Origin of the sequence: Chryseobacterium sp. MYb264, from assembly GCF_035974275.1 — a bacterium.
Lineage (GTDB): Bacteria > Bacteroidota > Bacteroidia > Flavobacteriales > Weeksellaceae > Chryseobacterium.
In genome coordinates, this window is the sequence record NZ_CP142422.1 from 676,755 (window position 1) to 702,606 (window position 25,852).

At 34.4% G+C, this 25,852-nt stretch carries 22 protein-coding genes; 13 read left to right on the top strand and 9 right to left on the bottom strand.

The features are described 5' to 3' along the window. Positions 1-32 precede the first annotated feature (32 nt). Positions 33-845 carry an AraC family transcriptional regulator gene (locus tag VUJ46_RS02980; RefSeq protein WP_326983525.1) on the bottom strand — a complete coding sequence of 271 codons (813 nt, stop codon included), beginning with the start codon at positions 843-845 and terminating at the stop codon, positions 33-35. Positions 846-914: 69 nt separating this feature from the next. Here VUJ46_RS02980 and VUJ46_RS02985 point away from each other — a divergent pair, with 69 nt between their 5' ends. Next, positions 915-2,051, top strand: a complete 1,137-nt coding sequence (locus VUJ46_RS02985) for an Atu1372/SO_1960 family protein (protein WP_326983526.1) — start codon at positions 915-917, stop codon at positions 2,049-2,051. A gap of 98 nt (positions 2,052-2,149) precedes the next feature. Here the strand turns inward: VUJ46_RS02985 and VUJ46_RS02990 are convergent, their stop codons facing one another. Next, a complete protein-coding gene (locus VUJ46_RS02990) occupies positions 2,150-3,007 on the bottom strand; it encodes an AraC family transcriptional regulator (protein ID WP_326983527.1) in 858 nt (285 codons plus the stop codon). A gap of 139 nt (positions 3,008-3,146) precedes the next feature. Here VUJ46_RS02990 and VUJ46_RS02995 point away from each other — a divergent pair, with 139 nt between their 5' ends. Then, the gene (locus tag VUJ46_RS02995) at positions 3,147-4,115 is read left to right on the top strand and encodes a phytanoyl-CoA dioxygenase family protein (protein ID WP_326983528.1); all 969 of its coding nucleotides are present in this window, start codon (positions 3,147-3,149) and stop codon (positions 4,113-4,115) included. 234 nt (positions 4,116-4,349) lie between these two features. On the opposite strand, the gene VUJ46_RS03000 is transcribed toward VUJ46_RS02995, so the two are convergent. After that, on the bottom strand, positions 4,350-5,516 hold the full coding sequence (locus VUJ46_RS03000; protein ID WP_326983529.1) for a helix-turn-helix domain-containing protein: 1,167 nt from the start codon (positions 5,514-5,516) through the stop codon (positions 4,350-4,352). A gap of 259 nt (positions 5,517-5,775) precedes the next feature. Between VUJ46_RS03000 and VUJ46_RS03005 the strand changes: the two genes are divergently transcribed. Further along, positions 5,776-8,664: a TonB-dependent receptor gene (locus VUJ46_RS03005; protein ID WP_326983530.1), complete on the top strand. Its 2,889-nt coding sequence runs from the start codon at positions 5,776-5,778 to the stop codon at positions 8,662-8,664. 9 nt (positions 8,665-8,673) lie between these two features. Continuing rightward, entirely contained in the window at positions 8,674-9,498 is an 825-nt protein-coding gene (locus VUJ46_RS03010) for a tyrosine-protein phosphatase (protein WP_326983531.1), read from the top strand. A 131-nt stretch (positions 9,499-9,629) separates the two neighbouring features. Here VUJ46_RS03010 and VUJ46_RS03015 read toward each other — a convergent pair whose 3' ends face one another. Then, entirely contained in the window at positions 9,630-10,136 is a 507-nt protein-coding gene (locus tag VUJ46_RS03015) for a pyridoxamine 5'-phosphate oxidase family protein (protein ID WP_326983532.1), read from the bottom strand. A gap of 470 nt (positions 10,137-10,606) precedes the next feature. Here VUJ46_RS03015 and VUJ46_RS03020 point away from each other — a divergent pair, with 470 nt between their 5' ends. Beyond that, positions 10,607-11,719 (top strand): serine hydrolase domain-containing protein, encoded by a 1,113-nt coding sequence (locus VUJ46_RS03020; protein ID WP_326983533.1) that lies wholly within the window; start codon positions 10,607-10,609, stop codon positions 11,717-11,719. A 163-nt stretch (positions 11,720-11,882) separates the two neighbouring features. Then, on the top strand, positions 11,883-13,070 hold the full coding sequence (locus tag VUJ46_RS03025) for an MFS transporter (RefSeq protein WP_326983534.1): 1,188 nt from the start codon (positions 11,883-11,885) through the stop codon (positions 13,068-13,070). Positions 13,071-13,150: 80 nt separating this feature from the next. Here VUJ46_RS03025 and VUJ46_RS03030 read toward each other — a convergent pair whose 3' ends face one another. Next, entirely contained in the window at positions 13,151-13,528 is a 378-nt protein-coding gene (locus tag VUJ46_RS03030) for a winged helix-turn-helix transcriptional regulator (protein WP_326983535.1), read from the bottom strand. Between the two features lie 160 nt (positions 13,529-13,688). Between VUJ46_RS03030 and VUJ46_RS03035 the strand changes: the two genes are divergently transcribed. The 6 genes from VUJ46_RS03035 to VUJ46_RS03060 all read left to right on the top strand — a co-directional run bounded on the left by VUJ46_RS03035 (position 13,689) and on the right by VUJ46_RS03060 (position 19,156). Beyond that, positions 13,689-14,621 (top strand): alpha/beta hydrolase, encoded by a 933-nt coding sequence (locus VUJ46_RS03035; protein WP_326983536.1) that lies wholly within the window; start codon positions 13,689-13,691, stop codon positions 14,619-14,621. Positions 14,622-14,638: 17 nt separating this feature from the next. Beyond that, positions 14,639-15,805 carry an MFS transporter gene (locus VUJ46_RS03040; protein WP_326983537.1) on the top strand — a complete coding sequence of 389 codons (1,167 nt, stop codon included), beginning with the start codon at positions 14,639-14,641 and terminating at the stop codon, positions 15,803-15,805. A gap of 74 nt (positions 15,806-15,879) precedes the next feature. Further along, complete coding sequence (locus tag VUJ46_RS03045; protein ID WP_326983538.1) at positions 15,880-16,461, top strand: 5'-methylthioadenosine/S-adenosylhomocysteine nucleosidase family protein; 582 nt, start codon at positions 15,880-15,882, stop codon at positions 16,459-16,461. A gap of 89 nt (positions 16,462-16,550) precedes the next feature. Next, positions 16,551-17,342 (top strand): helix-turn-helix domain-containing protein, encoded by a 792-nt coding sequence (locus tag VUJ46_RS03050; RefSeq protein WP_326983539.1) that lies wholly within the window; start codon positions 16,551-16,553, stop codon positions 17,340-17,342. A 273-nt stretch (positions 17,343-17,615) separates the two neighbouring features. Further along, positions 17,616-18,623, top strand: coding sequence for a S41 family peptidase (locus VUJ46_RS03055; RefSeq protein ID WP_326983540.1), 1,008 nt, complete (start codon positions 17,616-17,618; stop codon positions 18,621-18,623). 11 nt (positions 18,624-18,634) lie between these two features. After that, positions 18,635-19,156, top strand: coding sequence for a GNAT family N-acetyltransferase (locus VUJ46_RS03060; RefSeq protein WP_326983541.1), 522 nt, complete (start codon positions 18,635-18,637; stop codon positions 19,154-19,156). A 3-nt stretch (positions 19,157-19,159) separates the two neighbouring features. Here VUJ46_RS03060 and pdeM read toward each other — a convergent pair whose 3' ends face one another. From pdeM to VUJ46_RS03080, 4 genes are all read right to left on the bottom strand, one after another. Further along, the gene (gene pdeM / locus VUJ46_RS03065; RefSeq protein WP_326983542.1) at positions 19,160-19,804 is read right to left on the bottom strand and encodes a ligase-associated DNA damage response endonuclease PdeM; all 645 of its coding nucleotides are present in this window, start codon (positions 19,802-19,804) and stop codon (positions 19,160-19,162) included. Positions 19,805-19,863: 59 nt separating this feature from the next. Continuing rightward, entirely contained in the window at positions 19,864-22,311 is a 2,448-nt protein-coding gene (locus VUJ46_RS03070) for a ligase-associated DNA damage response DEXH box helicase (RefSeq protein WP_326983543.1), read from the bottom strand. Positions 22,312-22,420: 109 nt separating this feature from the next. Next, positions 22,421-24,001, bottom strand: a complete 1,581-nt coding sequence (locus VUJ46_RS03075; protein ID WP_326983544.1) for an ATP-dependent DNA ligase — start codon at positions 23,999-24,001, stop codon at positions 22,421-22,423. Between the two features lie 79 nt (positions 24,002-24,080). Further along, positions 24,081-25,106 (bottom strand): ligase-associated DNA damage response exonuclease, encoded by a 1,026-nt coding sequence (locus tag VUJ46_RS03080; protein WP_326983545.1) that lies wholly within the window; start codon positions 25,104-25,106, stop codon positions 24,081-24,083. A 98-nt stretch (positions 25,107-25,204) separates the two neighbouring features. Between VUJ46_RS03080 and VUJ46_RS03085 the strand changes: the two genes are divergently transcribed. Further along, positions 25,205-25,801, top strand: coding sequence for a Crp/Fnr family transcriptional regulator (locus tag VUJ46_RS03085; RefSeq protein WP_326983546.1), 597 nt, complete (start codon positions 25,205-25,207; stop codon positions 25,799-25,801). The last annotated feature ends 51 nt before the right edge of the window (positions 25,802-25,852 follow it).

A 25,852-nucleotide genomic window follows, 5' to 3' on the forward strand; every position in this document is an offset into this window, starting at 1 on the left:
TCAAAAATATTATTAAAGTCTGGTATAATCTATCAGGCTTTTTGTTTTTTATTAATCTTCGGCTTAGATTTCATGATTCCATAATAAGATGAGGTGAAAGCAGATAAGCTTTGGTAACCAACAGAATATGCTATCTGACTTAAAGTGAATTGTTTCGTATCAATTAGTTCGATACTTTTTAAAATTCTGACCAATTGATGATATTTCTGAAGCGTAATTCCGGTCTCATTTTTAAAAATTCGTTGTAAACTTCTTACCGACATTTGCGCTTTTTCAGCTAAAGAATCAACATCTAAATTGTATTTAAAATGCGTATTGATCTCATTACAAACGGGAATTAATCTTTCATCTTTCGGAACCGGAATTTCAAGATTATTGCTTTCCTTACAGAAATTAGGCAAACTCTTTAAAATGGCTTTAAAAAATAAATCCTGTTCTTCATCTTCAATTAAAGATTGGGTCCATTTTGAAGCGTACAGCAACATTTCTTTCAAAACTGACGGAACCGCAAAAACATGAACCTGCTGATAAAAATCTTCATCAAAAACCGTTTTAAATAGAAAAACCATAAGATTTACCGTTTGCGCTTCCGAAGTAATTCGGTGTGATTTTCCTGATGGAATCCAGATTACATGATTTTGCGGAACCAAATATATTTTCTGATCGATATGAAAATACTGATAGCCTTCTTCTACAAAAGTAAGTTGCGAACGATTGTGTGAATGCTCATAATCATCATGTTTCCAGTTTTTTTCATACCAAACATAAGCCTCTTTTTCGATCATATCGATATATTGGCTGTTTGTTTTTTCGATTAATCCGCATTTTACTTTGTCGTTTTGCATAGCATTTTTGGCAAATTTAATAAAAACGTCATTACTAATTTTGTAAAATAAATTTTATACTTCATCGAAATGAGAAAACTATTTCCACTTTTTATCTTAATTTTATTATTAAATAACACTAACGTTATGGCACAAAATAAAGCTAAAGTATTGGTTCTTATCCATTCAGATAACGGAGGAACCTACGAAATGGCAAAAGAAATTGCCAAAGGAATTGAAAGCGAAAATAAGGCAACTGCTGTTGTAAAGCTTGTAAAAGAATCTCAAAATCAAAAACTTAAAAATATTCCGGTGGCGAATGTGAATGAATTATCTTATTATGACGGAATTGCATTCGGCTCGCCGGTATATTTCGGAAATATCAGTACCGGAATGAGTGAATTTTTATCTAAAACAGTTGATCTTTGGACGAATCATTCTTTAGAAGGAATGCCTGCAACGGTTTTCATGTCAGCGGGAAGCGGCGCAGGAAAAGAATTGGCATTACAGTCTTTCTGGAATAGTCTAGCCGTTCACGGAATGGTGTTGGTTTCCAATGGAATTCGTGGTAATGAAGGCATTAATAAATCTATTCCGCAAGGAAATACGGTGTTGGGAACAACGACGATGGCTTCTTTAAAAGATGTTGAAAGACCAACAAAAGACGAACGAAATTTAGCTCAACTTCAGGGAAAAAATTTCGCTAAAGTAGCATTGGTATTAAAAGGAACTTTTGCAAAAAAAGAAGTCGCAATAATTGAAAAACCTGCGGATTTTAATCAAATTTTAAAAGAAAAAAACATTGTTTTGCCGCAAGTTCCAAAACCTGCGGGAAATTACAAACCTTTTGTACGTTCAGGAAATCTTATTTTTATTAACCAAGTTGCATTAAAAGACGGAAAAATTTTCAACGGTGGAAAATTAGGTGTAGATGTGAATGAACAACAGGTAAAAGATGCTACAAAATTGACGATGTTAAATGTTTTAGCGGTTTTAAACGATGCCGTTAACGGAGATTTAAGTAAAGTAAAGCAGTGCGTTCAACTGACAGGAATTTTCAATACAAAAGACGATTATACCAATCATGCAGGATTGATGAACAGTGCTTCAGATTTGGTGGTGGATGTTTTTGGTGAGAAAGGAAAACATGCCAGAGGAACGCTGGGAGCATCTTCTATTCCTGTGAATTCTTCTGTGGAAATCCAGGCAATTTTTGAAGTGGAATAACACCTTGCTCTCAATATCAGACTTCAAGATGATAGACGGATAGAGAATAGATAAGTAAAATAAAAGTCTATGATCTATTCGTCTATTTTCTAAAAGTCTTACACATCATTTTTGTTCATCATATTCTTCTTTTTAAACTCCGTTGGCGTTTCTCCCACAAGATTTTTAAACAGTTTATTGAAGTAAGAAATGCTTTCAAAACCAACATTGTAAGCAATTTCTGCGACGCTTACATCGCACAGTAACAAGGTTTTTGCCTGATTGATTCTGTATTGATTCACAAAATCGGTAAACGTCATATTCGTCTGCTTTTTAAAATAACGACAAAAGGCAGACGTACTGAGGTGAACCATCTCTGCTACACTATTTACATCAGGATTTTTATCATAATTTTCATGAATATAATTATAAACGGTTCCCATTCGTACTTTATCATTCAGGAAAAATTTTACTCTTGTATCTTCATTATTTAATTGTTCAAATTCATTCGAATCGGCGAGAATATTTAAAATATCAATCAATCCTAGTAATCGATCGAAAGATTTCATTTCCTGTATTGCTTTGAGTTTTTCAACGGCTTTTTCCTTTGTTTTTCCGTGAAATGAAAACCCAAGATGGGCGCGCTCCAGCAAATTTTTAATATTTTCAAACTCAGGAGTGGAAACGATCGTATTTTCAGGGAAATTTTCATGAAGCTGAACAACGATTTGTTTATATTCAGTTTCAATTCCGTAATCAAAATTAAGGTGAGGAATATTGGGACCAATTAATACCAAATAACTTCCCACAAAGCCTGAAATATGTTTCCCGACATGGCTGATTCCGTTGATCGCTTCCACATAAACCAACTCGATTTCAGGGTGATAATGCCAGAAAAAATAATTCCGGAAACAGGGGGTATGAATTTTAAACGATTGTCCTTTATCAAAAGGAATTTGTTCTTTTTCAATTTTCATCTTGTTGTGTGTTTTTCATTTTAAGAACAAATTAACTAAAAAAAAGTCAATGGAGAGCAAGAATTTAGCATTTACGATAAATTCACCCAAAAGTTTATTGCACAACTTTGCTTCATTAACAAATTAAAATACAGAGATCATGGAAAAAACAGTAGAAACAGCACCAATGATGAATATGATGGGAGGGAAACAGGCAGACCCGGGAAATCCCTCAACTTTAACGAAGAATAATCCTCAGCTTTTTAAAAGAAAAAATAACGAACCGCTGAGAGTTTTGTCGGAAGAAGACTGGAAATTCTGGATTGAAAACGGATATATCGTCATTAAAAATGCAATCTCAAAAGAGCAGGCTGCAAAAAGTGCAGAATTTTTATGGGATTACGAAGGTAAAAAGGCAAATGATAAAGAAACCTGGTATACAACACCTCAAACGGCCCATAAAATGAAAGAGCTGAATAATGCCGGAATGGTGGAAGTTTACAATACTCCGATTTTATGGGAAAACCGTCAGGCGCCCAGAGTTCATCAGGCTTTTGCAGATATTTGGGGAACCGAAAATCTTTGGGTAAGTATCGACAGAGCTAATCTGAACTTCCCGATTCGTCCGGGATTTGAGTATAAAGGTTTTATCCATTGGGATTACGATCCCGAGACGAAACCTCAATATGTACAGGGTGTTTTGGCGTTGGCAGATCAGACGGATGAAAACATGGGTGGTTTCCAATGTATTCCTGAGCTTTTCAGAGAATATGATACCTGGAAATTGTCGCAGCCAGAAGATAGAAACAGATTTATTCCTGATACCACAGGTTTTACACCAACAAAAGTGAAAATGGAAGCCGGCGATTTATTGATTTTCAACAGTTCAGAACCTCACGGAATTCGGGCAAATAATAGCGATAAAGTGAGAGTTGCTCAATATATTTCAATGGTTCCGGCGGATGAAGATAATGATGAGCTTCGCCAATGGAGGCTGAATTCCTGGCATGACAGAATTTGTCCGGATGGTGACGGATTTCCGGGAGATCCTTTACAGCGAGAGAAAAATTACCCGATTGCAGAGCTTTCGGAATTGGGGAAAAAGTTACTTGGACTTAATAAATGGTAATTTGACAACAGCAGTGAAAATTTTTCACTGCTTTTTTATTTCTTTTTTAGAGGTTATTTAAAATTATAACGCAAAGATTTTATGGCTTTCTTTTGATTTTTAGAATACAAAAGCAAATGAATTTGCCTCGCGAAGCTTGGAAATATAATACGCTTTTTCAAATCAACTTGTTGATTCTTCTTTGCTCACTTGAATATTTGTTATATCTAAATTAAAACTTTGCATCAAAAAAAATTAGCTTAATTCAAATTTCTGTTCTGAAATATTTTCAAAACTATTCTTTTGATGTTCTTTTATCAAACCTTTATAATATTCAGAAGGAGTTTTACCGATAATTTCTTTAAAATACCGATTAAAAGAGGATTTAGACTTAAAACCCGCTTCGTAAGCAAAAGATAAAAAATTAATATTTTCATTCTTTTCAATGGCTTTTTCTACCATTTTTTTGAAATATTCGATACGATATTCGTTGATGTAGCGATAAAATGGTTTATGTTTGTAACCGTTCAGCATTTCGCTGATTTGATATTTATTGATGGATGTTTTCAAAGCCAGCTCATCCAAAGTAAGATCACAATTTCTGAAAAGTTCTTCTTTTTGTACAGAATCATCCATTTTCAACCATAAATCATTGAATTTTACTTCATAATCGATGGTATTTAAAACTGAAGATTCTTTAGCAATATCAATTTGATGATCAAGATTTGAATCAATTGGTTCTAAATGATTTACTTCCGTTGAGAAACTTTTTCTAATAATTAATAAGCAGATAATCAATAAAATAAAATAGGCAAGACATCTCATTGAAACATTGATGATCTGTAAATGTTCGGGATAAATCTGAAGTAAAACTTTAGAAACAACTACCATTAATTCCATAAAAAGAATACAATAAGAAATTCTTGTAATGACGTCGTATTCTGATAATTCTAAATTATTGATTCTGTTTTTGTTAGAAATTAAAATAGCTTTTAAAGGATAATATAAATTAACGGTAAAAATAGAATACAGACTGAAATTATTGTAAATATCAAGCAATCTTTGATCCACCCGATTAAGAACCATAAAAACACAGGAAACCGTAAAATAAGCAATCATTAATACAAAAAGCGGAATAAAAAGAAACCATTTTTTCGCCAGAGAAAATTTTTTTTTTGTTTTGCTTAAAGTGTATAAATAGATCAACGGACCGTAACAGATAGAAATAAACGTATTCATTTGCTGTCTGATACTTTCATCAGGTATAAAATTGAAGATCACAAACTTTATAATCAGATGCACAGCAATCGCCGAAAGCAGAAACATGAAAAGGTAATTTGAAGTGGCTTTTTTCTCTCTGACCTGCAAAAGCCAAAGCGCAACAATTGCCTGAAAAGCCCCAATAATAACGATATATTGCATTTTCCCTTAGGTTTATACAAAATAAATACAAAACCATCACTTATACCTTCTCAATCTTATTATATATCTATTAAAAATTTAATAATGAAATTAATATTTGGTTAATAGATAAATAATAAATAGTTAAAATGGTTTAATTTGTTAATAATCAATTATTTGAAGGTATCAAACCAACGAGTGACACGTTTGGATTTATGATTTTTTTCACAGGACGAATTGAAGTGCGGATCTGCCCAATTTTACCATAAAAAAAATTCCTATGAATAATTCTATTGGTTTTTCAAATCAGAAGTCGAGGATTATACAGATATCTGCTTTTTTTCTGTTGGCTTCTTTTGGAACCATTCATGCACAAACCATCAAAGGAACTGTGGTTGGAAAAACAAACGGAGCGCTTCCTGGAGCTAATATTTCGATTGTAGATGCTGATGCGAAATCTGTTTCGTCTTTAGATGGAGATTTTAATTTATTATCTCCAAAGTTAGGCGAGATTAATGTAAAAGTTGAATATATCGGCTATGAGACGAAAATTTTCCCTGTAACCATTAAAGAAGGAACGAATGATCTGGGCTACCTCACAATAAATCCTGAAGACAAAAAAGTAAAAGATAAGGTAAGCGATATTCAGGAGGTTGTGATTGCGCGACCTAATGCACTAACTCAGGCGAAAGCGTACGAAATCAAGAAAAATAATAACGCGATTATGGAAGTTATCGCCGCCGATGCGATTGGTAAACTTCCGGATAGAAACGCCGCAGAAGCTGTACAGAGAGTTCAGGGTGTTGCGGTGGCAAGGTATCATGGGGAAGCAGATCAGGCAACGGTGCGAGGAACTCCTTTTGCATGGACTTCCGCTTTATTCAACGGAAACCGACTTCCTAGTGCCAACGTTTTAGGAAACAGATCTTTCGTTTTGGATGTTGTTCCTTCTGAATTGATTCAGTTTGTACAGGTTTCAAAAGCGGTAACGCCTGATATGGATGGCGATGCGATTGGCGGAAGCATCAATTTCATCACAAGAACGGCGCCGGCAAAGAAAACATTAAGCGTAAGTGGAGCAGGAGGGTATAATAATTTCTCTCATAATGCGACGTACAACGGTTCTATCGTATATGGCGATCGCTTTTTCAAAAATAAATTAGGCGTTATCTTATCGGGTGCGATTTGGGACAGACAATGGGGCGCAGATGCTTTTGATGTGACGTATAATACAGGTGCTGAAAATGATGTTCAGAAGAAATCGATCAACTCGGTGATGATGAAAAGGTATATGGGAACGAGACGAACAATTGGTCTGAATGGCGGTCTGGAATATAAATTAAATGCCAATAACAAGTTCTATTTCAGAGGAATGTTTAATAAATTTGATGATATTCGTCCAGTTTACGAATCGTATGTAGATTATACCAACAATCGTTATCAGTACAATTTCAGATATTCTCATTATCAAACGGAATTATACGGAATGGAGTTAGGCGGGGAACACAGCATCACTCCAAAACTGAATATTGATTGGATGTTAAGCGATTATCAGGCAAAATATTTCCTGGATACGCCGCCAACTAATGAAATAAAAGGGCTTCCAATAGCGACTTTCAGACAAAAAATAACAGGCGGATTTACCAATCTTTCCAATGATGGAAAACGCTATTGGGGATTTGATTCACCAAACGGAATTGGCGGAGAATATATGGATTATACCTCCGATACAGCCAATCCGAACGAAGTAATGAGCGCAGATAAGTTATTGCTTTCTCAATTGGTCATTGCAAAATTGGATAATAATGAAAGGGATAAAATCGCAAGAGTTAATTTAAAATATGATGTTAATTCAAATATTACATTGAAAATTGGCGCAAAATACAGAGAAAAAGACAGAAATAGCACTTATGGTTACAATGCTGTTTTTATTCCCACGACTTCATCATTGTTAAATCTTTCTCAGCTTTCAACTTCTGAACCACCGAAAGGAACAGCATTTTTAGGCGGAATGAATGGTAATTTTGATCAATATGTGATGAATCCGCCAACGAAGGATCAATTATTCCAGATGTTTTCTCCTGCGTTTCTTCAGGAAAATGGTTTTAAAGATTATTCAAGTGCTGAAGCCAATGCCACAAGTGTTTACACAGGTGAAGAATCGGTTTTTGCAACTTATGCAATGGCAGAAATTAAAGCCAGCGATAAATTTAAAATCGTAGGAGGTTTTAGAAATGAAACGACGAGACTAACACTAAAAGGAGCAAAATCTACCAAAGAAGGAAGCTCAAGCGTCATTACGCCGTCTGTGGTCGAAAGTAACTACAACGCTTTTCTTCCGATGTTGCATTTGCGTTATAATTTTTCGCCAAAAGCGAGCGTGAGATTTGCCTATACAAAATCATTCATTAGACCGAATTTCGGAGATATGTCGCCGGGTTCTACGATAGATAATACCACAAACCCGATGAGAATTACAAGAGGAAATCCTGATCTGAAGCCTACTTTCAGCCATAATTTAGATTTGATGGGAGAGTATTACTTCAATAATATCGGAATTCTTTCTGGTGGAGTTTTCTACAAAAAAATCTCAGATATTGTATTTTCAGACACTTCGATGATGAATGTGGGCGGAACAGATTATATGGTTTCTCAGCCTAAAAATCTTCAGGATTCTAAATTATTCGGTTTTGAAATAGGAATTAATAAAAGACTAGATTTCTTGCCAGGCTTCTGGAACGGTTTCGGAGTTGAATTTAATTATACATTCATCGATTCAAAAGTGGAAGTTCCGAGAACGGATAAAAATGGAGTTATTCATTTTGATAAAACAGCGCTTCCGAATCAATCCAGAAATTTATTCAATGCGATTCTGTATTACGAAAGCAACAAAGTGATGATTCGTCTGGCCGGAAATTATCGTGGAAAATCGGTGGAAACCATCAACCAAAGTTTAGGTCCGGATTATTATATCTGGTCTGACAAAAATTTCACCATCGATTTCTCCGCAAGCTATGACATCAGCAAAAAAGTGAAATTATTTATTGAATTAAACAACTTAAGCAACGAAAGTCTGAGACTGTATATGGGTGATAACAAACAGAGGATCACTTCTAATGAATGGTACGGCAGCAGAGGACAAATGGGCGTTCGTTGGCAAATATTTTAAAATGTAAACATGAAAAAATTAGTATTAACAGCAGCAATTATTGCTTTTGGAGCAACAGCAAATGCGCAAATTAAAGACAGTATTCGCAGAGTGGTAAAAATGGAAGGAGCCTACAATTTCAGAGATACGGGAGGCTATAAAACAGCAGACGGCAAAGAAGTAATGTTGGGGAAGGTTTTCAGAAGTGACGCTATTGATAAGCTTTCTGATAAGGATTTAAAAACTTTTCAGGATAAGAAAATCACGACGGTGGTAGATTTCAGGGGAATTGAAGAAGCGAAAAAAGCTCCGGACAGATTGCCGCAAAATACAAACTATCTTCTATGCCCGGCGGGAAGCAACAATCTTCCGAATGCTCAGGATATGGTGAAATTTTTGAAGGATAAAAATTTCCTTTTTGATATGTATGGCGAAGGTGGATTGCCTTATTTCGGTGAAAGATACAGACCTTTATTTGTGAAATTACTGACAATGCAACCCAACGAAGCGCTTTTATATCATTGCACGGGAGGTCGCGACAGAACAGGAATGGCTTCAGCATTATTCTTAAAAATATTAGGCGTTCCGCAGGATGTGATTGAAAATGATTATGTGGCTTCCAACTATTATTTAGCTAAAAATCCAACGATGAAAAATATGTATTCGGGATTGTCTAAAATGGCTGGAATGAGTGAAGCAGAAATTAAACAACAAATGGAATTACGTCCGGAACTGATCAGAAATTTCTTCGCTGCGATCAATAAAAAATACGGAAGTGTAGAAAATTTCTTTCAGGTTGAAATAGGAATGGGACCGAATGAAATTGCTATTTTAAAACAGAAATATTTGAAATAAAGAATGGTGAATTAACAATTCATTTGCTTTAGCAAAATTCACAATTCACCAATAAAATACTAGATTTAAATTTGAAAAAGCCGTCTCAATAGCTGAGGCGACTTTTTCTTATATAATAAATAAACTTGCTGTTAAACGGTGGCGTTTCCTTCCACGCCATCCGAATTATCGGTCTTTTTACCGGTAATCGCGGCAGCCACAAAACTGAATAAACTTACTAGTTTTCCGGCTTTTGTATCCCAATAATAGGTTTCCTTCGGTTCCACACGAATAATAGAAACATTGGGGTCATCTTTTCCATCAAACCATGCATTGGCCATTGGCGACCATTTGTCTTCAATGGTAGATTTATCCTTATAAATAGAGGCATCTCCATACACCGAAAGGTATTGAGAATCGCTGTTGTTCATAAAGAAAAGCTGAACTCTTTTGTCTTCTTTTATTTCAAAATTTTTGTTGCTGGCTTCACTGCTGATAAACCAAAGATTTCCTTCATCATCAGTTTCCTGTAAGCCCATCGGACGCGAGTTGACCGGAATTGTATCGAGCTCTGTACAAAACATACAGATTTTTGCTTTTTCCGATAATTCTTTAATTTTTTGAATCGCTTCAACGTGATTAAGATTTTCTGTTGACATAATATTATATTTTAAGTTATTTGGTGTAAGAAATTATTTAAAATCAAAATTTTGATTTCTAATTACCATTCAAATATGTGACCAAAAGAAAATTTTAAAGTGTTAAAAAAATAAATAAGTGATCTTTTATTTAAAGCTTATTTAAACTTTTTTACCACAAAAGAACCAAAATATTTTTGCACTCTAGTTATTTTAAGTTGGGTAGCTAAGTATAAAAAAGAGCATATAAGTAAAAAGAAATCAAATATTTTTGTTTTGCAGACTTTTGAAATGCTTTTAAAAAACCGAATAAAGTCTTTTGCTTCTTTTGCGGTTAAATTCAAAGTTAGTTTAAACAGGTTTTAAACTTAAAAAAGTGTATCTTCTTCATTATAATTGATTAAAATGTCTTCATTTATACAAGTATTGTCAGCATTTTAACTATTATTCAGCTATGAAAAATCTTATTTTTGTATTATAGTAAATATTGTATGCGCTTATTATTTTCACTTGTTGCTACGGCGGTTTTTAGTTTTCATTCTTTTGCTCAGAATCGGGAAGCTGCTTTTCAGAAAATCATGGATTCTGCCTATAAAGTCAATCCTGAAACGCTTGGGATGATTGTTCATATAGAATCGCCAGCTCAGAAAATTTCCTGGAGCTATGCAGTTGGTCACAACGGAAACAATAATTCTTCAAAGATCGATCCGCAACAACCACTTTTGATAGCCAGTAATACAAAACCTTACATTTCATCAACCATTCTTCAGTTAATTGAACAAAATAAACTGAATATAGATGAACCTGTTAAAAATTTACTAAGCGAAAAAACAGTCAAAGCACTTTCTGGGAACGGTTATAATTTGGATAAAATTAATCTGAAACATCTTTTATCTCATACTTCGGGTATCAATGATTACGTAACGGAGGATTATTTTAAATTTATTGATGAACATAAAAAGTATAATTGGACAAGAGATGAGCAGATTGCTTTGGCTTCAAAACAGCCGAAAGTAGGAGAACCGGGAACGGTTTTCAGATATGCTGATATCAATTATGTTGTGCTTTCTGAAATTATTGAGATAAAAACAGGAAAACCTTTCTATAAAGCTGTTCGCGAACTTTTAGATTATAAAAAATTAGGTTTGAAAAACACTTGGTTTGTTCAGTTGGAAAATAAGCCGAAAAATAGTTTGCCTTTGGTGAATCAGTTTTGGAGCGGCCACCATTGGGAAATTAAAGATTTAAACCCTTCCTGGGATTTGTATGGCGGCGGCGGAATGGCTTCTAATGTTGATGAAATGGCAAAATATTTTCAATTATTATTCAACGGAAAAGTGATTAAAAATCCTGAAATTTTAAAACTAATATACACCGATGTTCCACCCAATCTTGAGATCAATTACTGTTTGGGAATCCGAAAAATAAAAGTAGGAGATATGATGGCGTATAATCACGGCGGTGGTTTGGGAACAGATGTCATTTACCTTCCGGAGCTTGATTCAACAATTTCCATCGCTTCATTAGATGCCGAAAAACGACCGGTTGTTGTGGGAGCGGAGAAACTTTTAGCTAAGAAATTAAAGACTTTCTATAAAAAGTAATCAATGAAGAATTTTAACTAATTTAAAAATAATTACAAATTATTTTCATCATCCAAATTCACATTACTATCTAAATCTTCCATCGATTTATTTAATGAAACTTAATCTGAAAATCTTAATATTTATAGTAATTTCGTCGTTCAATTAAAACTTTCAGGTATACATGCAGATTGATTCTACCCCTCGTATTTCACGTACCGTTATTTGGCTTATGTCGATTATTTCCGGATTGGTTGTGGCCAATAATTATTATAACCAGCCTTTGCTAGGACTTATTTCTAAAGATTTAGCTATCACCGAAAGCGCTGCAGGAAAAATTTCAGTTTTAACCCAGTTGGGATATGCCGCCGGATTATTGCTGATTGTACCTTTGGGAGATAAGTTTCTCCGTAAAAAACTGATTCTTATTGATTTATTGCTAGTTTTTGGTTCATTATTGTGGATGACTTTCGCTACCGAATTGTGGATGCTCTATGTTGCCAGTCTGCTGATTGGGACGACCTCTGTTATTCCGCAGTTATTTGTTCCTATTGCGGCCGAACTTTCATCGGATGAAGAAAGATCTGGAAATATAGGACTGGTAATGTCAGGATTGTTGCTGGGGATTCTTTTGTCCCGTTTCGTGGGCGGAATTGTAGGCGAAATTTGGGGATGGAGAGCCATGTTTGGAATTGCTGCCGGATTAATGATCGTTGTCTGGCTTGCCGTTTATAAGATGTTGCCTGAAATTCATCCTAATTTTAAAGGAACTTATAAAGAATTGATGCGTTCTGTAGCAAATTTAGCGAGAACTCAGCCCGTTTTACAATTGGCTTCTTTCCGAGGTGCAATGGCTTTCGGATCAATGTGCGCTTTGTTCACCACCTTGGTATTTCATATGGAAAAACCTCCTTTCAATGCGGGAGCTTCCGTAGTTGGCAGTTTCGGATTGGCAGGAGCTGTTGGAGCATTAGCTGCTGCAAAAGTGGGCAAACTTCAGAAATATTTTGATATCAACCGAATTATTTTTTATTCTTTACTGATCGTTTTGGGAAGCTGGGCATTTACCTATTTTGCCGGAGAAACCTATTGGGGGCTGATTGTTGGGGTTGTTCTTGTCGATTTAGGCGTACAATCCAGCCATATTATGAATCAGACAAATTATTTCATGATTAAATCCAATGCTGTAAACCGATTGAACACCGTGTATATGGTTTCGTATTTCATCGGTGGATCCTTGGGAACCTGGACGGCCTCTTTGGCATGGCAACAGGCACAATGGGCGGGCGTTTGTACAGTAGGCGCTACGATGGGTGTTTTAGCCTTAATTGCCCATTTATTATTCTGCAAAAAAGTAAATGCTGCTCAATAATATTTTTAATTTTTAACCACAAAAGTTTACTTAAAATAATTAATGTATAAATGCTTTTGTGGTTAAAAATCATTATTTCCTTAGTCTTCAACAAGACTTTCTTCCTGAACTAAACTTCTGTGTTTATTTCCCCATTTGCTCAATTGTTTCCATATTGGGATCAGTTCATTAGCAATTTCTGTCATTTCATAATGGACTCTTGGCGGAACTTCTGCATAAACGGTTCTTTTTACCAGCCCTTCCTTTTCTAATTCACGAAGTTGAAGCGTAAGCATTCTTTCTGTAATTCCGTTGATACATTTTCGAAGTTCACTGAAACGCAGTTTTCCATATTCTAATTTACACAATATCAATAGTTTCCATCTTCCTCCGATTTTGCAAACGGCATAGGTAAGATCGCACTCTGTAATATATTGTTCATTAATGCTATTCGTCGAATTTTCCTTTCTTTTTCCCATTACTTACAAATTTGTTCGTACCATACAATTAGCTGCGTACTGTGCAAATGTAAGACTTCTATTTAATTTTGCATCAAACTTTAAAGACTCCATGAAAAAACTCGTCGGAATAATGCTCCTGTCAGGATTGATTTCCTGCAATACGATAAATAATAAAAAAATGAATACAATTCAGTTAAATCCAGAAATAGCCAAAATTCTTGAAAACCTACAGCAAATCCATGTTTTTGATGGTAAAGATATTTTAGATATGAGCCGAAAAGGCTATGAAACGATGGCTGTTCAGCTTGGTGGAAAAAAAGAAGCGGTAAGAATGATCGAAGAATTTAATATTCCTCAAAACGACCACGAAATTCCTATCCGAATTTACAGACCTAACGAAATTGAAAGTGAAAAATCATCAGCCATCGTTTATCTTCATGGCGGTTGGTTTATTTCCGGAAGTTTTGAAACTCATGATGCTATCGTTCGTCAATTGGCAAATGCAACAGGTTCTGCTGTCATTTTTGTTGATTATCGTCTGGCTCCTGAATATCCTTTTCCTGCAGGTTTTAATGATGCTCAATTGGCCACGGAATGGATCATTAATAATGCAGAACAACTTCATTTAGACAAAAATAAGATCGGAATCATTGGCGACAGTGCCGGAGGAGCTTTAGCGACAGGAGTTTCAACTCAATTAGGTGAAAAACTGAAATTTCAGGTACTGATTTATCCCGCAGCAGACAATACATTTCAAACAGCATCATGGAAAGACTATGAAAATGGACCGATTATCAATAAAGAAGAGGGAATAAGAGCCTGGAATTGGTATCTGGACAACACTTCCTATCATCAAAATCCATTAGCCGTTCCCTTATTAATTAAAGATTTTAAAAATACGCCGCCAACTTTTGTTTTATTGGCTGAACATGATCCGTTACGGGATGAAAGTCAGCAATTGGCAGAGCAGATGAAAGCTTCCGGAATTCAGGTGAAGACGGTTGTTTATAAAGAAATGGTTCATGGCTTTATGCACATGGGCGCTGTCTTAAAAGAAGCAAAAGAGGCTGCTCAGGAAATTGCGGCATTTACGAAAGAAAATTTAAAATAATCGAAGAGAATTTTTACATGAAAAAATATGCATACGTTGGCTTTTTAGGCTTTTTAGCCGTTATTACCACCGAATTTGGAGTGATTGGGATTTTACCGCAAATCGCTGAACACTATAAAATCAGTATTGATAAAGCAGGCTATTTATTAAGTGCTTTTGCTTTAATTATCGCACTTACAGGACCATTCATGACCTTATTGACCTCAGGTTTTGATCGTAAAAAGATCATGTTCACCTCCATCGCGATATTTCTTTTTACAGGTTTTGTATCCTCATTTTCGCCGCCATTTTGGGCTTTGATTCTGGTCAGGATTCTTCCTGCTTTTTTACAGCCCGTTTATATCGCGACCGCTTTATCCGTTGCAATCTCGAATGCTGAAGATGATAAGAAAAATGAATTGATGAGCATTGTTTTCAGTGGAGTGACTGTTGCTATGGTTACTACAGTTCCTTTTGCAACTTGGATTTCCAGCCTTTGGTCGTGGGAATATTCATTCATGATTCAAACCGTTGTCAGTTTTATTGCTTTGGTTATCATTTATTTTACGCTTCCTTCCATGCCGGTAAAAGAGAAAAAATCGTACGGAACACAACTTAAAATCCTTACTCAGCCTACTTTTGTGCTAAGTACAGCAGCCAATTTTTTCATGATTACGGCATGGTTTTCTACCTACAGCTATTTTGCTGATTATCTGAATAAAGCAAAAGGAATGAATGAAACTATGGTAAGTTATATGTTGTTCGTATTCGGGATTATCGGTGTTTTATCAACCTGGATGGCCGGAAAAATGCTTAATAAAAATGTAACGAAAACAACTGCATTTTTTCTTTCCGGAACATTGATAATTCCTGTTTTATTGTACTTTTCAAATGGAAATTTATTGTCAACTATTGTGGTGATAGGGATTTGGGGCTTCATGTACTCGCCAAGTTTTCTGAATGCTTCAACCTATATGATCTCATCAGCTCCCGATTCTTTAGAATTTGCGAACAGTTTAGCAACCTCATTCGGGAATCTTGGGGTAACGCTCGGAACGACTTTGGGCGGTTGGATGATCGTAACGAAAGGAGTGGAATATAATCCGTGGATTGGTTTTGTATTTGGTATAATGGCTTTTCTGATGATGATTTTAAGGAGTTTTTACGAGAAAAAAGACAGCAGATTATTGATTTGCAAAGAATAAAATTGATGATGAAATGATTATCTTTGAAAGCAAATATCAGCAGCCATGTTGATGAGAAATGTAATGTTAATCATATGATAATTATAAACGAAGGACAACAGTTTGAAATTTCAGAAACACTTTTTGTTTTTGCCCTGGATTCAGAAGCCGGAAAGGTTTTTAATGATAAAAATAAATTAATTACAGGCATCGGAAAAGTAAATGCCGCGATGGAATTAACGAAAGAAATTCATCGAAAAAAGCCAAAATTAATTATTAATCTGGGGTCGGCAGGAAGTAAAAATTTTCATAAAGGAGACGTAGTTTGCTGTACAAAATTCATTCAGCGGGATATGGATGTAAGAGGTTTGGGATTCAGTTTATATGAAACTCCGCTTTCAGGAATTCCTCCCGTTTTAGAATATGGTTTGCAAAAAGAAAACCTGCCCGAAGGTATTTGTGGAAGTGGTGACAGTTTTGAAATGAATCATTCGGAAACGGCTTATAATATTGTTGATATGGAAGCTTATCCATTGGCTTTAATTGCGATGAAAGAAGAGATTCCGTTTCTGTGCCTGAAATACATTTCGGATGATGCAGGAAGTGATGCAGCGGACGATTGGGCGGTTCAGGTTCATCTTGCTTCGGAAGCTTTTAATAAAATTTTATTTTCATAAACTTATAAAATCTGGAGAATTTTCTTCAGATTTTGTTTTTATTATTGTTTTCCCGCGATTTAAACATTTAGCAAAATTTAATTTTTAAAATGAAAGTCAATTTCTACAAGCCTCACAATCATATCCTTGCAAAATATATTGAAGGATATTATTTTATGCTTAAGGATGATACCGATAGCTTGGATTATCTTACTTTTCCGGATAATTATTTCATCATTTCTGCTTGTCAGAATGTGTCTTTTTCTCGTGAAAATAATAGAATAGGAATTGACCGGTCAAAAGAAGAAAATGTTGTAATTGACTTTGTTTCGCGTTGCAATTCACCTGTGGAAGTTCATTATACGAAATCGATTAATGAAGTCACAATTTACTTTAAACCATTAGGAATTTATCATTTTTTTAATTCCTATGAATGTAAGCTCTTACAAAACGAAATTATTTCCTCTGAATTTAAAGATTTCATGAAAATTATTTTAAGCGAAACAGATCAGAACATTCAAATTGAAGAACTGGAAAATTATTGGCTTTCAAAATTCAATGAAAAAGATTTAAATAAAATTGAAGAAATTTTTCAGGATTTTGATTCTGATTTAAAAATTGAAGAAATAGCAGAAAAACATTTGATTTCAAGACAATATTTAAATAAAATTTGTACAAAATATTTGGGAAAACCAGCTTCAGAGTTTAGAAAAATACAGCGTTTCAGAAATTCTGTAATTCAGAATAAAAACGTGAAAAATTTAACTGAGCTTTCTTATGAAAATTTGTTCTATGATCAATCCCATTTCATTAAAGATTTTAAGGATTTAACAAAAATTCAACCTAAAAAATTTTTCGAAAATGTAAATACTGAACAGAAAAACATTTGGTTTTTTATATAAAATTTGTTTTACATTTTTATGACGCAAAGTTTTACTTTATAGATGTAAATATTTGAGTGAGCAAAGAGTAATCAACAAATTGATTTATTGAAGCGTTTTTTTAAGCTTCGCGAAGCAAATTTTATTTGCCTTTGCCATTTGAAAATAAGCTGTATCTAACAAAATCTTTGCGTTAAATAATATACATATCAAGAAAAAAAACTTGAGTTTCCATTTTTACAATTTTAACGATTTCATTTGAAATAATTTTGCTTAAAAATAAATGTCATTTCAATGAAAAAAATAAGCTTTCTGATTCTGATAGTTTTCTATTCATCAACATTTGCGCAAACGGATCGAACAGAAGTATTAACAGAAATTTCAGCAAAAATCAAACAAAATTATATTAATGAAGATGTTTTACAAAGTGTAGATTCATTATTTCAAAGTGAAATTAAATCTAAAGATTTCAATGCTTTACATGAAAAGGAATTTACAATAACACTGACTCAAAAATTAAGAACGGTAGCGAAAGACAAACATTTTTTCATTAAATATTTAGAAAAATATACACCTCAAAAAAAGATCAACGAAAAAGAGCAACAAAAACAAGATAACTTCCATAACAGCCTTGAAAATTTCGGTTTTGAAAAAGCAGAACGACTGGAAGGAAACATCGGATACATTAATTATAAAGGATTTGCAGAATTAAATTCAAGCAAAAAAGCTGCAGAAGCTGCTATGAATTTTGTGTCAAATACCAATTCGTTAATCATCGATTTAAGAGAAAATGGAGGCGGAGATAATGACATGTTGGTTTATTTCTGTAGTTATTTTTTTAAAGATAAAACCAATTTATATCAAACCTTTTTCCGAAATTCAGGGAAAACAGTTAACAATAAAATACAATCAAAAGTTTTAGGTAAAAAGTATCTTGATAAAAATATTTACTTCTTAACAAGCGAAAAAACATTCTCTGCTGGGGAAGCTTTGGCGTATTTTTTACAGGAAAGAAAAATGGCAAAAGTGATTGGCGAAAAAACGGGTGGAGCGGCAAATCCTGTTGATCCCTTTTTTATACAAAATAAATATCTTTTGTTGGTTCCGACAGGGAAAATTACTTCCATTTACTCAGGGAAAAACTGGGAGCATATCGGGGTTATTCCTGATCAAGAAGTAAAAGTTGAAAATGCTCTGAAAGTCGCTTACACATTAGCTTTAAAGGAAATTTTAAAAAATAAAACAAAAACAGAACTTTCTGAAACAGAAATAAAAAATCTTATCACTAAATTAGAAGAATAATTCAAGAAATAATGACGTCGATTACAATAAAAAAAGCTTCCATAGAAGATTTGGAAACCATTCAAAATATAGGAAGAGAGACCTTTTACGAGACTTTTGCGGAACATAATTCCGAAGAACAAATTCAACAATACCTTACCGAAAGTTTTGCTTCGGAAAAAGTTATTAATGAGTTAAACGATCCTGATTCTCAATTTTTTATTGCGTATGAAGCAGAAGATCCGATAGGATATTTAAAAGTTAATTCGGGAAAAGCACAAACCGAACTTCAGGATGAAACTTCTTTAGAAATTGAAAGAATTTATGTAAAAAGCTCACATCACGGAAAAAAAATTGGTCAGCTTTTATACGATAAAGCTTTAGAAATTGCTTTGCAGGAAAAGAAAAAATATCTTTGGTTAGGTGTTTGGGAAGAAAATTTGAGAGCGGTTAATTTTTATAAAAAGAACGGATTTATAGAATTTGCTCAACATATTTTCAGACTTGGAAATGATGAACAAACTGATCTGATGATGAAAAAAGTCTTAGCATAAATCTCAAATTTCATAAATCTCAGCATCGGTAAAAACATAAAATCTTCCTTTTTTAGGGAGATTTTTCGTATCCAATCCGGTAAATTCACTGAAAGCAGGAAGTAATAACTGGTCATCTGTAATAACAAAACAAGGTAATTTTATTTTTTTAACGGGAGAATTAATAACAAATCCAGGATGAATATGACCCGTAATTTGAAATTTTGGTTGATTTTTTTCAAAATCATGGATGAAAATAAAATCATCTATTTCTAGCGTTTCATCTTTAAAATTTAAACATAATTTTGATTCTAATTTTTTGGAAATTTTATCATGATTTCCTTCAATTAAATAAAATCGTAAATCAGGATATTGATTTCTCCAAATACAAAAATCATCAACATCTGAATTGTCACCGGCATGAAGTAGATCGCCGACAACAATAAATTTTTCAGGTTGAAAGTATTCTATTAAAATAGATAATCGTTCCAAATCATTTTTCATAATTTGATTGGCTAAAGCGATTCCGTTTTTACGAAAATGAGCTGTCTTGCCAATGTGTAAATCAGACAAAATCAATGCTTTTTCTTTTTTCCAAAAAACTGCACGCTGATTGGTTAATGTGAAAATTTCGTTTTGGATTTTTATATTTTTCGTTGATATATTCATTTAACTTAAAAACATTTAGATTTTAAAATTGACAATTAATTTATTGACCATTCATAAGCTTATTTCACTTTTTTCGCTTGCTGAATGAGTTTCTGGATTCTCGCGTCCAATCCTTCACTGGAAAGCGTTTGCCGCAAACTATCCACTTTAATAGGAAAGCTTAACGGGGTGAAAGTATTGGCAAATTTCAAAATAATTTTTGATTTTTCGATTCGCTTAAAGGCTTCAACTAAACGTTGCTCCTGCAATTGTGCATTGAAAACCTCAGTGTAAGACTGCCGAACAAGAAAATGATTAGGATCGTAATCCTCCAAAACTTTAAAAATCAATCCTGCAGAACTTTGCAGAGATTTATTCGAACGTTGTTTTCCTGCATAATTCTGAATCACCATTCCAGAAATTACCGCAATGTCGCGGAATTTTCGGCGAGCCATTTCCGCAGAATTAATACTCGAAATAACATCGGTCATCAGATTTTCTCTGGTTAAAATTTTATGCAGATTTTCTTCATTTAACGGAATTTCTTTATCGCTGAATAATTCAAAACCATAGTCATTCATCGCCATAGAAAAGGAAATAGGAGCCAGTTTTGAAATTCGGTAAGCAATTAAAGCGGACATTACTTCATGCACTAATCGACCTTCAAACGGATACATAAATAAATGATACCCTTCGCGGTTTTTAATCAGTTCCACCAAAAATTCATCTTCTTTTGGAATATGTGAACGTTCTTCTTGATTTATCAGTAATGGATGTAAGAATTTCAGTTCCTTTTCCGAAGCTTTTGGATTTAAGGCTCCTGATAATTTTTCTCTTAAAAAATGTCCCAAATTGGAACTCAATGGTAATCTTCCACCAAGATAGCTTGGTGCAAATGCTTTTCCTTTTGCCGCGCGAACATACACCGTCATATCTTTGATCATGGCGACTTCCAATACTCTTCCGGCTAATATAAATTTTTCTTCTTTTTTTAATTTTGAAATAAAATATTCCTCAACCATTCCGATATAGCCTCCTGAAATAAATTTCACTTTCAGCATCGCATCACTTACAATGACACCCATATTCATGCGGTGAAGCATGGCAATTTTTCTTGAAGTAACTTTATACAAACCGTCTTCCATAATGACGATTTTATGGAATTCTTCATAACTTTTTAGAACACTTCCACCAATGGTAAGAAAATCGAGAATATTTTTCCATTCTTGATCGGTCATTTCCTGAAAAGCATATACTTTTTTAATTCTTTCATGCAATTCATCAGGATAAAATCCATCACCAATCGCTAAAGTCATTAAAAATTGAACCAAAACATCAAAACACAAAACTTGTGGCTCGCGCGGTTCTATTACTTTTTGTTTTACCGCTTCCTTCAGAGCTGCTACTTCAATAAGTTCCAGAGAATGAGTGGGAACGCAATAGATTTTCGAAGTTTCAAAAGGGGAGTGACCACTTCTTCCGGCACGTTGCAAAAATCTCGCAACACCTTTTGCAGAACCGATTTGAATAATCGTATCCACAGGTTTAAAATCAATTCCCAAATCCAGAGACGAAGTAGAAACTACCGCTTTTAATTTTCCAGAACTTAAATTTTCTTCAATCCAGATTCGTAAATGAGCATCGATCGAACTGTGATGAATAGCGATTTGTCCCGCAAAATCAGGGTAAGCATTCAACAATAATTGATACCACATCTCGCTCTGACTACGGGTATTTGTAAAAACAATCGTAGATTTAGACTCTAAAATAATTGGAACTACTTTATCTGCTAACTTTTGTCCAAGATGCCCAGCCCACGGTAAAATTTCAACTTCATCTGGAAAAACAGGAAGAATTTCTATCTTTTTCTGTTCTTTGGCTGTAATTTTTGTTTTCTTAATGTCATAAGGGATTAAAACTTCCATAGCTTCATCAAGATTTCCAATGGTTGCTGTAATTCCCCAGATCTTAAGTTTAGGAACATATTTCGTCAGTTGAGAAATTCCCAATTCTACCATGACACCGCGTTTTGAGCCTAATAATTCATGCCATTCGTCTACCGCAATGCATTTCATTTCTTTGAAAAAACGTTCATGATTTTTTTGTCCCAAAAGCAAATGCAGACTTTCAGGAGTAACCACCAAAATTTCGGGCATATTTCTAACCTGTTGCTGACGAACTTTCGGGTCGGTATCGCCATTTCGAACTCCAACCATCCAATCCAGACCAATTTCATCAATGGCTTCCTGCATCGCTTTTGCAATATCTTTTGAAAGGGAACGAAGCGGAGTAATCCAAATCATTTTCAAGCCCTTTTTATACTTTTCGGGATTGTTTAAAAAATTCGTTAATAAAGCTAAAAAAACGGAAAATGTTTTTCCAAAACCTGTCGGTGCAACGACCATTCCACTGTAGCCATTTTCAAATTTTTGCCAGGTATCCAACTGGAATTTAAAAGGAGAATTACCTTTATCAGCCATCCATTGTTGAATGACCTTGAATCCGTTGGTATTTTCAAAATTGCTCAAATAATTGGTTTTATAATTTAAGAGTCTTCGACTTCGCTCAGACTGACATCTCTAAAAATTAATCATTTAGTATTAGAATTGTTACATTGGGCGCAGTCCAAACGTATATTTATTTTATCAATTTCTTAATCTCTTCAATATCATCAATTTCATCCACTGTTTTGTCTTTTCGCCATCGTTCAATCCTTGGAAAACGTAGTGCCACACCGCTTTTATGTCGGTTACTGAAACCAATTCCTTCAAATGCAATTTCAAAAACAAGTTCGGCTTTTACAGTTCGAACGGGACCGAATTTTTCGATCGCATTTTTATTGACAAACTTGCTGACTTCCATAATTTCTTTATCCGTTAATCCGGAATATGCCTTCGCAATCGTGACTAATTTATCTTCACTTTTCACAGCAAAAGTGTAATCGGTATAATATGCACTTCTTCTTCCGCTTCCTTTCTGAGCGTAAATAAGAACGGCATCAATGGTTAACGGATTGATTTTCCATTTCCACCAATCGCCTTTTTTTCTTCCGGAATGATAAGGAGAATTTTTCTGTTTTAGCATCAAACCTTCACTGTTGATCTCTCTTGAATTTTCTCGGATTGGGTTTAATTTTTCCCATTGATCAAACTCGATGGCTTGAGAAATTTTTATGTTTTCTGGATTTTCATTTAACAATAATTCTTCCAACATCGCTCGTCTTGCAGAAATCGGTTTGTCGCGTAAATCGTTGTTTTCAAGTTCCAATAAATCATAAGCAAACACTTCAATCGGAATTTCGGAAAGCATTTTTTTAGTTAAAGTTTTCCTGTTTAACCTTTTTTGTAATTCGTTAAAATTTAAAACTTTACCATCCTTTACCGCAAGTATTTCTCCATCTAAAACAAAGTTACCTTTCATGTGCTGTACCACTTCTTTAATCTCAGGAAATTGTTCTGTAATGAGTTCTTCACCTCTCGACCAAATGAAAACTTCATCGTTTCTGCGAATAATCTGTCCGCGAATGCCATCCCATTTATATTCAATCAGCCATTCCTCAGGACTTCCAAGTTCCTGCAATTCTTTTTCTAAAGGATAGGCTAAACAGAAAGGATAAGGTTTTGAATTGTCGGGGTTAATTTTTTCAGCCGAAATCAACTCTTTGAATGAAATTTCATCAGGCTGCCATTTTCCCATTAAACTGTGTGTTAAAGCACTTGATTCTTGTTCTGAGAACTTAGTTAAAGCATTAATCAATGTTTTATCGGAAACTCCAATCCTGAAGCTTCCGCCTAATAATTTGTTGAAAATCAGTCGTTCTGTATAATCTAAACCATTCCAGGAATTCAGAACAAATTCTTTTTTCTCAATATCTGTTTTATTTTTTAAATCAATAATAGCATTCATCCATTCGGATAAGGATTGCTCAATTTTTTTCGTCGGAGTAGGCAAAATCAACGAAAGAGTTTCACCGAGATCTCCAACCGAAGAATAGCTTTCCTGAAACAGCCAAAACGGTAAATGCGTAATTTCCAAAGCCCATTCTTTCATATAATTTGTATTTACGTTTCGTTTCGGTCTTTTTCCCGTAAACAAAGCGATAAACCATACTTTATCTTCATCTGGTGCACGTTCCAGATAATCAATAATCGCATCAATTTTGGCATTGGTTTTATTGGTGCTTTCCAAAGCGTTGATTAAATCTGCAAAATGTTTCATCTGGAAATTTTTATATTTTCCAGGGTCAGCTGCAACGCCACAAATATTTTTGTGATAAAGTGTATTTTGTATAAGCGTTTCATACCTCTGGATTTTCTATGGTTTCTTTTTCCGTTACTTCCTCGTCATCATCGCCATAAAGCGTTTCTACCACATCAGATTTTATTCCGATTTCGTTTAAATATTTAGAAAAAACTTCTGTTTGTCCGTGCGTTACATGAACAATTTCAGCTTCAGTGGCTTTTATGGCTTGTAATAATCCTTTCCAGTCGGCATGATCACTCATCGGAAAACCCGCGTCGGCACTTCGCCATCTTCTGGCACCGCGAACCTGCATCCAGCCTGAGCAAAGGGCAGTTGCCGCGTTGGGAATTTTTTTAATTACATTAGAATCCAGCAAAGAAGGGGGAATAATCACGATTTCATCTTGTAAATGTTTTACACTTTCTCTAAAATCAGGAATTTCATAATCGGGAAGTTTAATTCCAACGTTTTCAAACGCTTCATTCAGTTTTCCGATGGAGTAGTGAACATGAATTTTTCCTAACCCTTCAACGGCTTTCATAATTCTTTGAGCCTTTCCTAAAGAGTAGCCGATAAACACAGACGTTTTTTGATTTTCTTTATTTCTTAAAACCCAGTTTTGAAGTCTTTTATTAAGATCATCCACTTCCAGCCAATTGTAAATCGGAAGTCCGAAAGTACTTTCCGTGACAAATTCATTGCATTTCACCAATTCAAAAGGGGTACTTAAGCCGTCGTTCTGAACTTTATAATCTCCGGAAACAACGCTCACATATCCTTTATATTCCATTCGAATTTGCGCAGAACCAATGATATGACCTGCAGGATGAAGCGAAACTTTTACGCCATTAATATTGATAACTTCACCATATTCCACGCTTTGACATTCAATATCTTCACTGATTCTTTTATGCAAAATAGGTTTGGTAAAATGGTGACAGAGGTATTTTTTCATTCCCCAGCGTGCGTGATCGGCGTGACCATGCGTGATCACCGCCAAATCAACAGGCCGCCAGGGATCGATGTAGAATTTCCCTTGCGGACAATAGATACCTTTGTTTGTAAATGTAATAAGTTTCAAGTGATGTGGTGTTATAGATACTTTTATTATTCAAAAACCTAACCAATTCTATAACTTATAGTAAATTTGTTCATTCAACATCAGAAATAATAGAAAAAATGTCGCAATCTTCCGCAGAACCTTTGCTTACTTACTTTAATGAGCTTATTCCTTTGAAAAGTGAAGAAAAAAAGCTGGTGTCTGAACTTTTTAAACCAAGATTATACAGAAAAAGACAATATGTTTTGCAGGAAGGAGATGTTTGTCATCATTTTAACTTTGTGGTAAGTAGCTGTTTACGAATGTATAAAGTGGATGAAAAGGGAAATACTCATATTATTCAGTTTGCTTCTGAAAATTGGTGGATGATCGATATCGGAAGCTTTCATCATAAAAAACCTTCGGCGCTTAATATCGATGCGTTAGAAAATACGACCGTTTTACAGATCAGTTATGAAGATTTAATTTCATTGTATATTAATTATCCAAAATTTGATAAAATTTTCAGAGTGCTGATTGAGAATAGCTTTGTAACGCTTCAAAACCGCCTGCTTCAGAATATCAGTTCTACGGCGGAAGAGCGCTATCTTTCTTTTCTTGAAACCTATCCGCATCTTTCCAATCGATTGCCGCAGACTCAAATTGCTTCATTTTTAGGGTTGACTCCTGAGTTTTTGAGTAAGCTTAAAAGCAAGCTTCTCCGATCAAAATCTTAATCTGGATTAAGACTATTTCTTAATGTAGTTCATTGTTATCAAGCCGCTTTT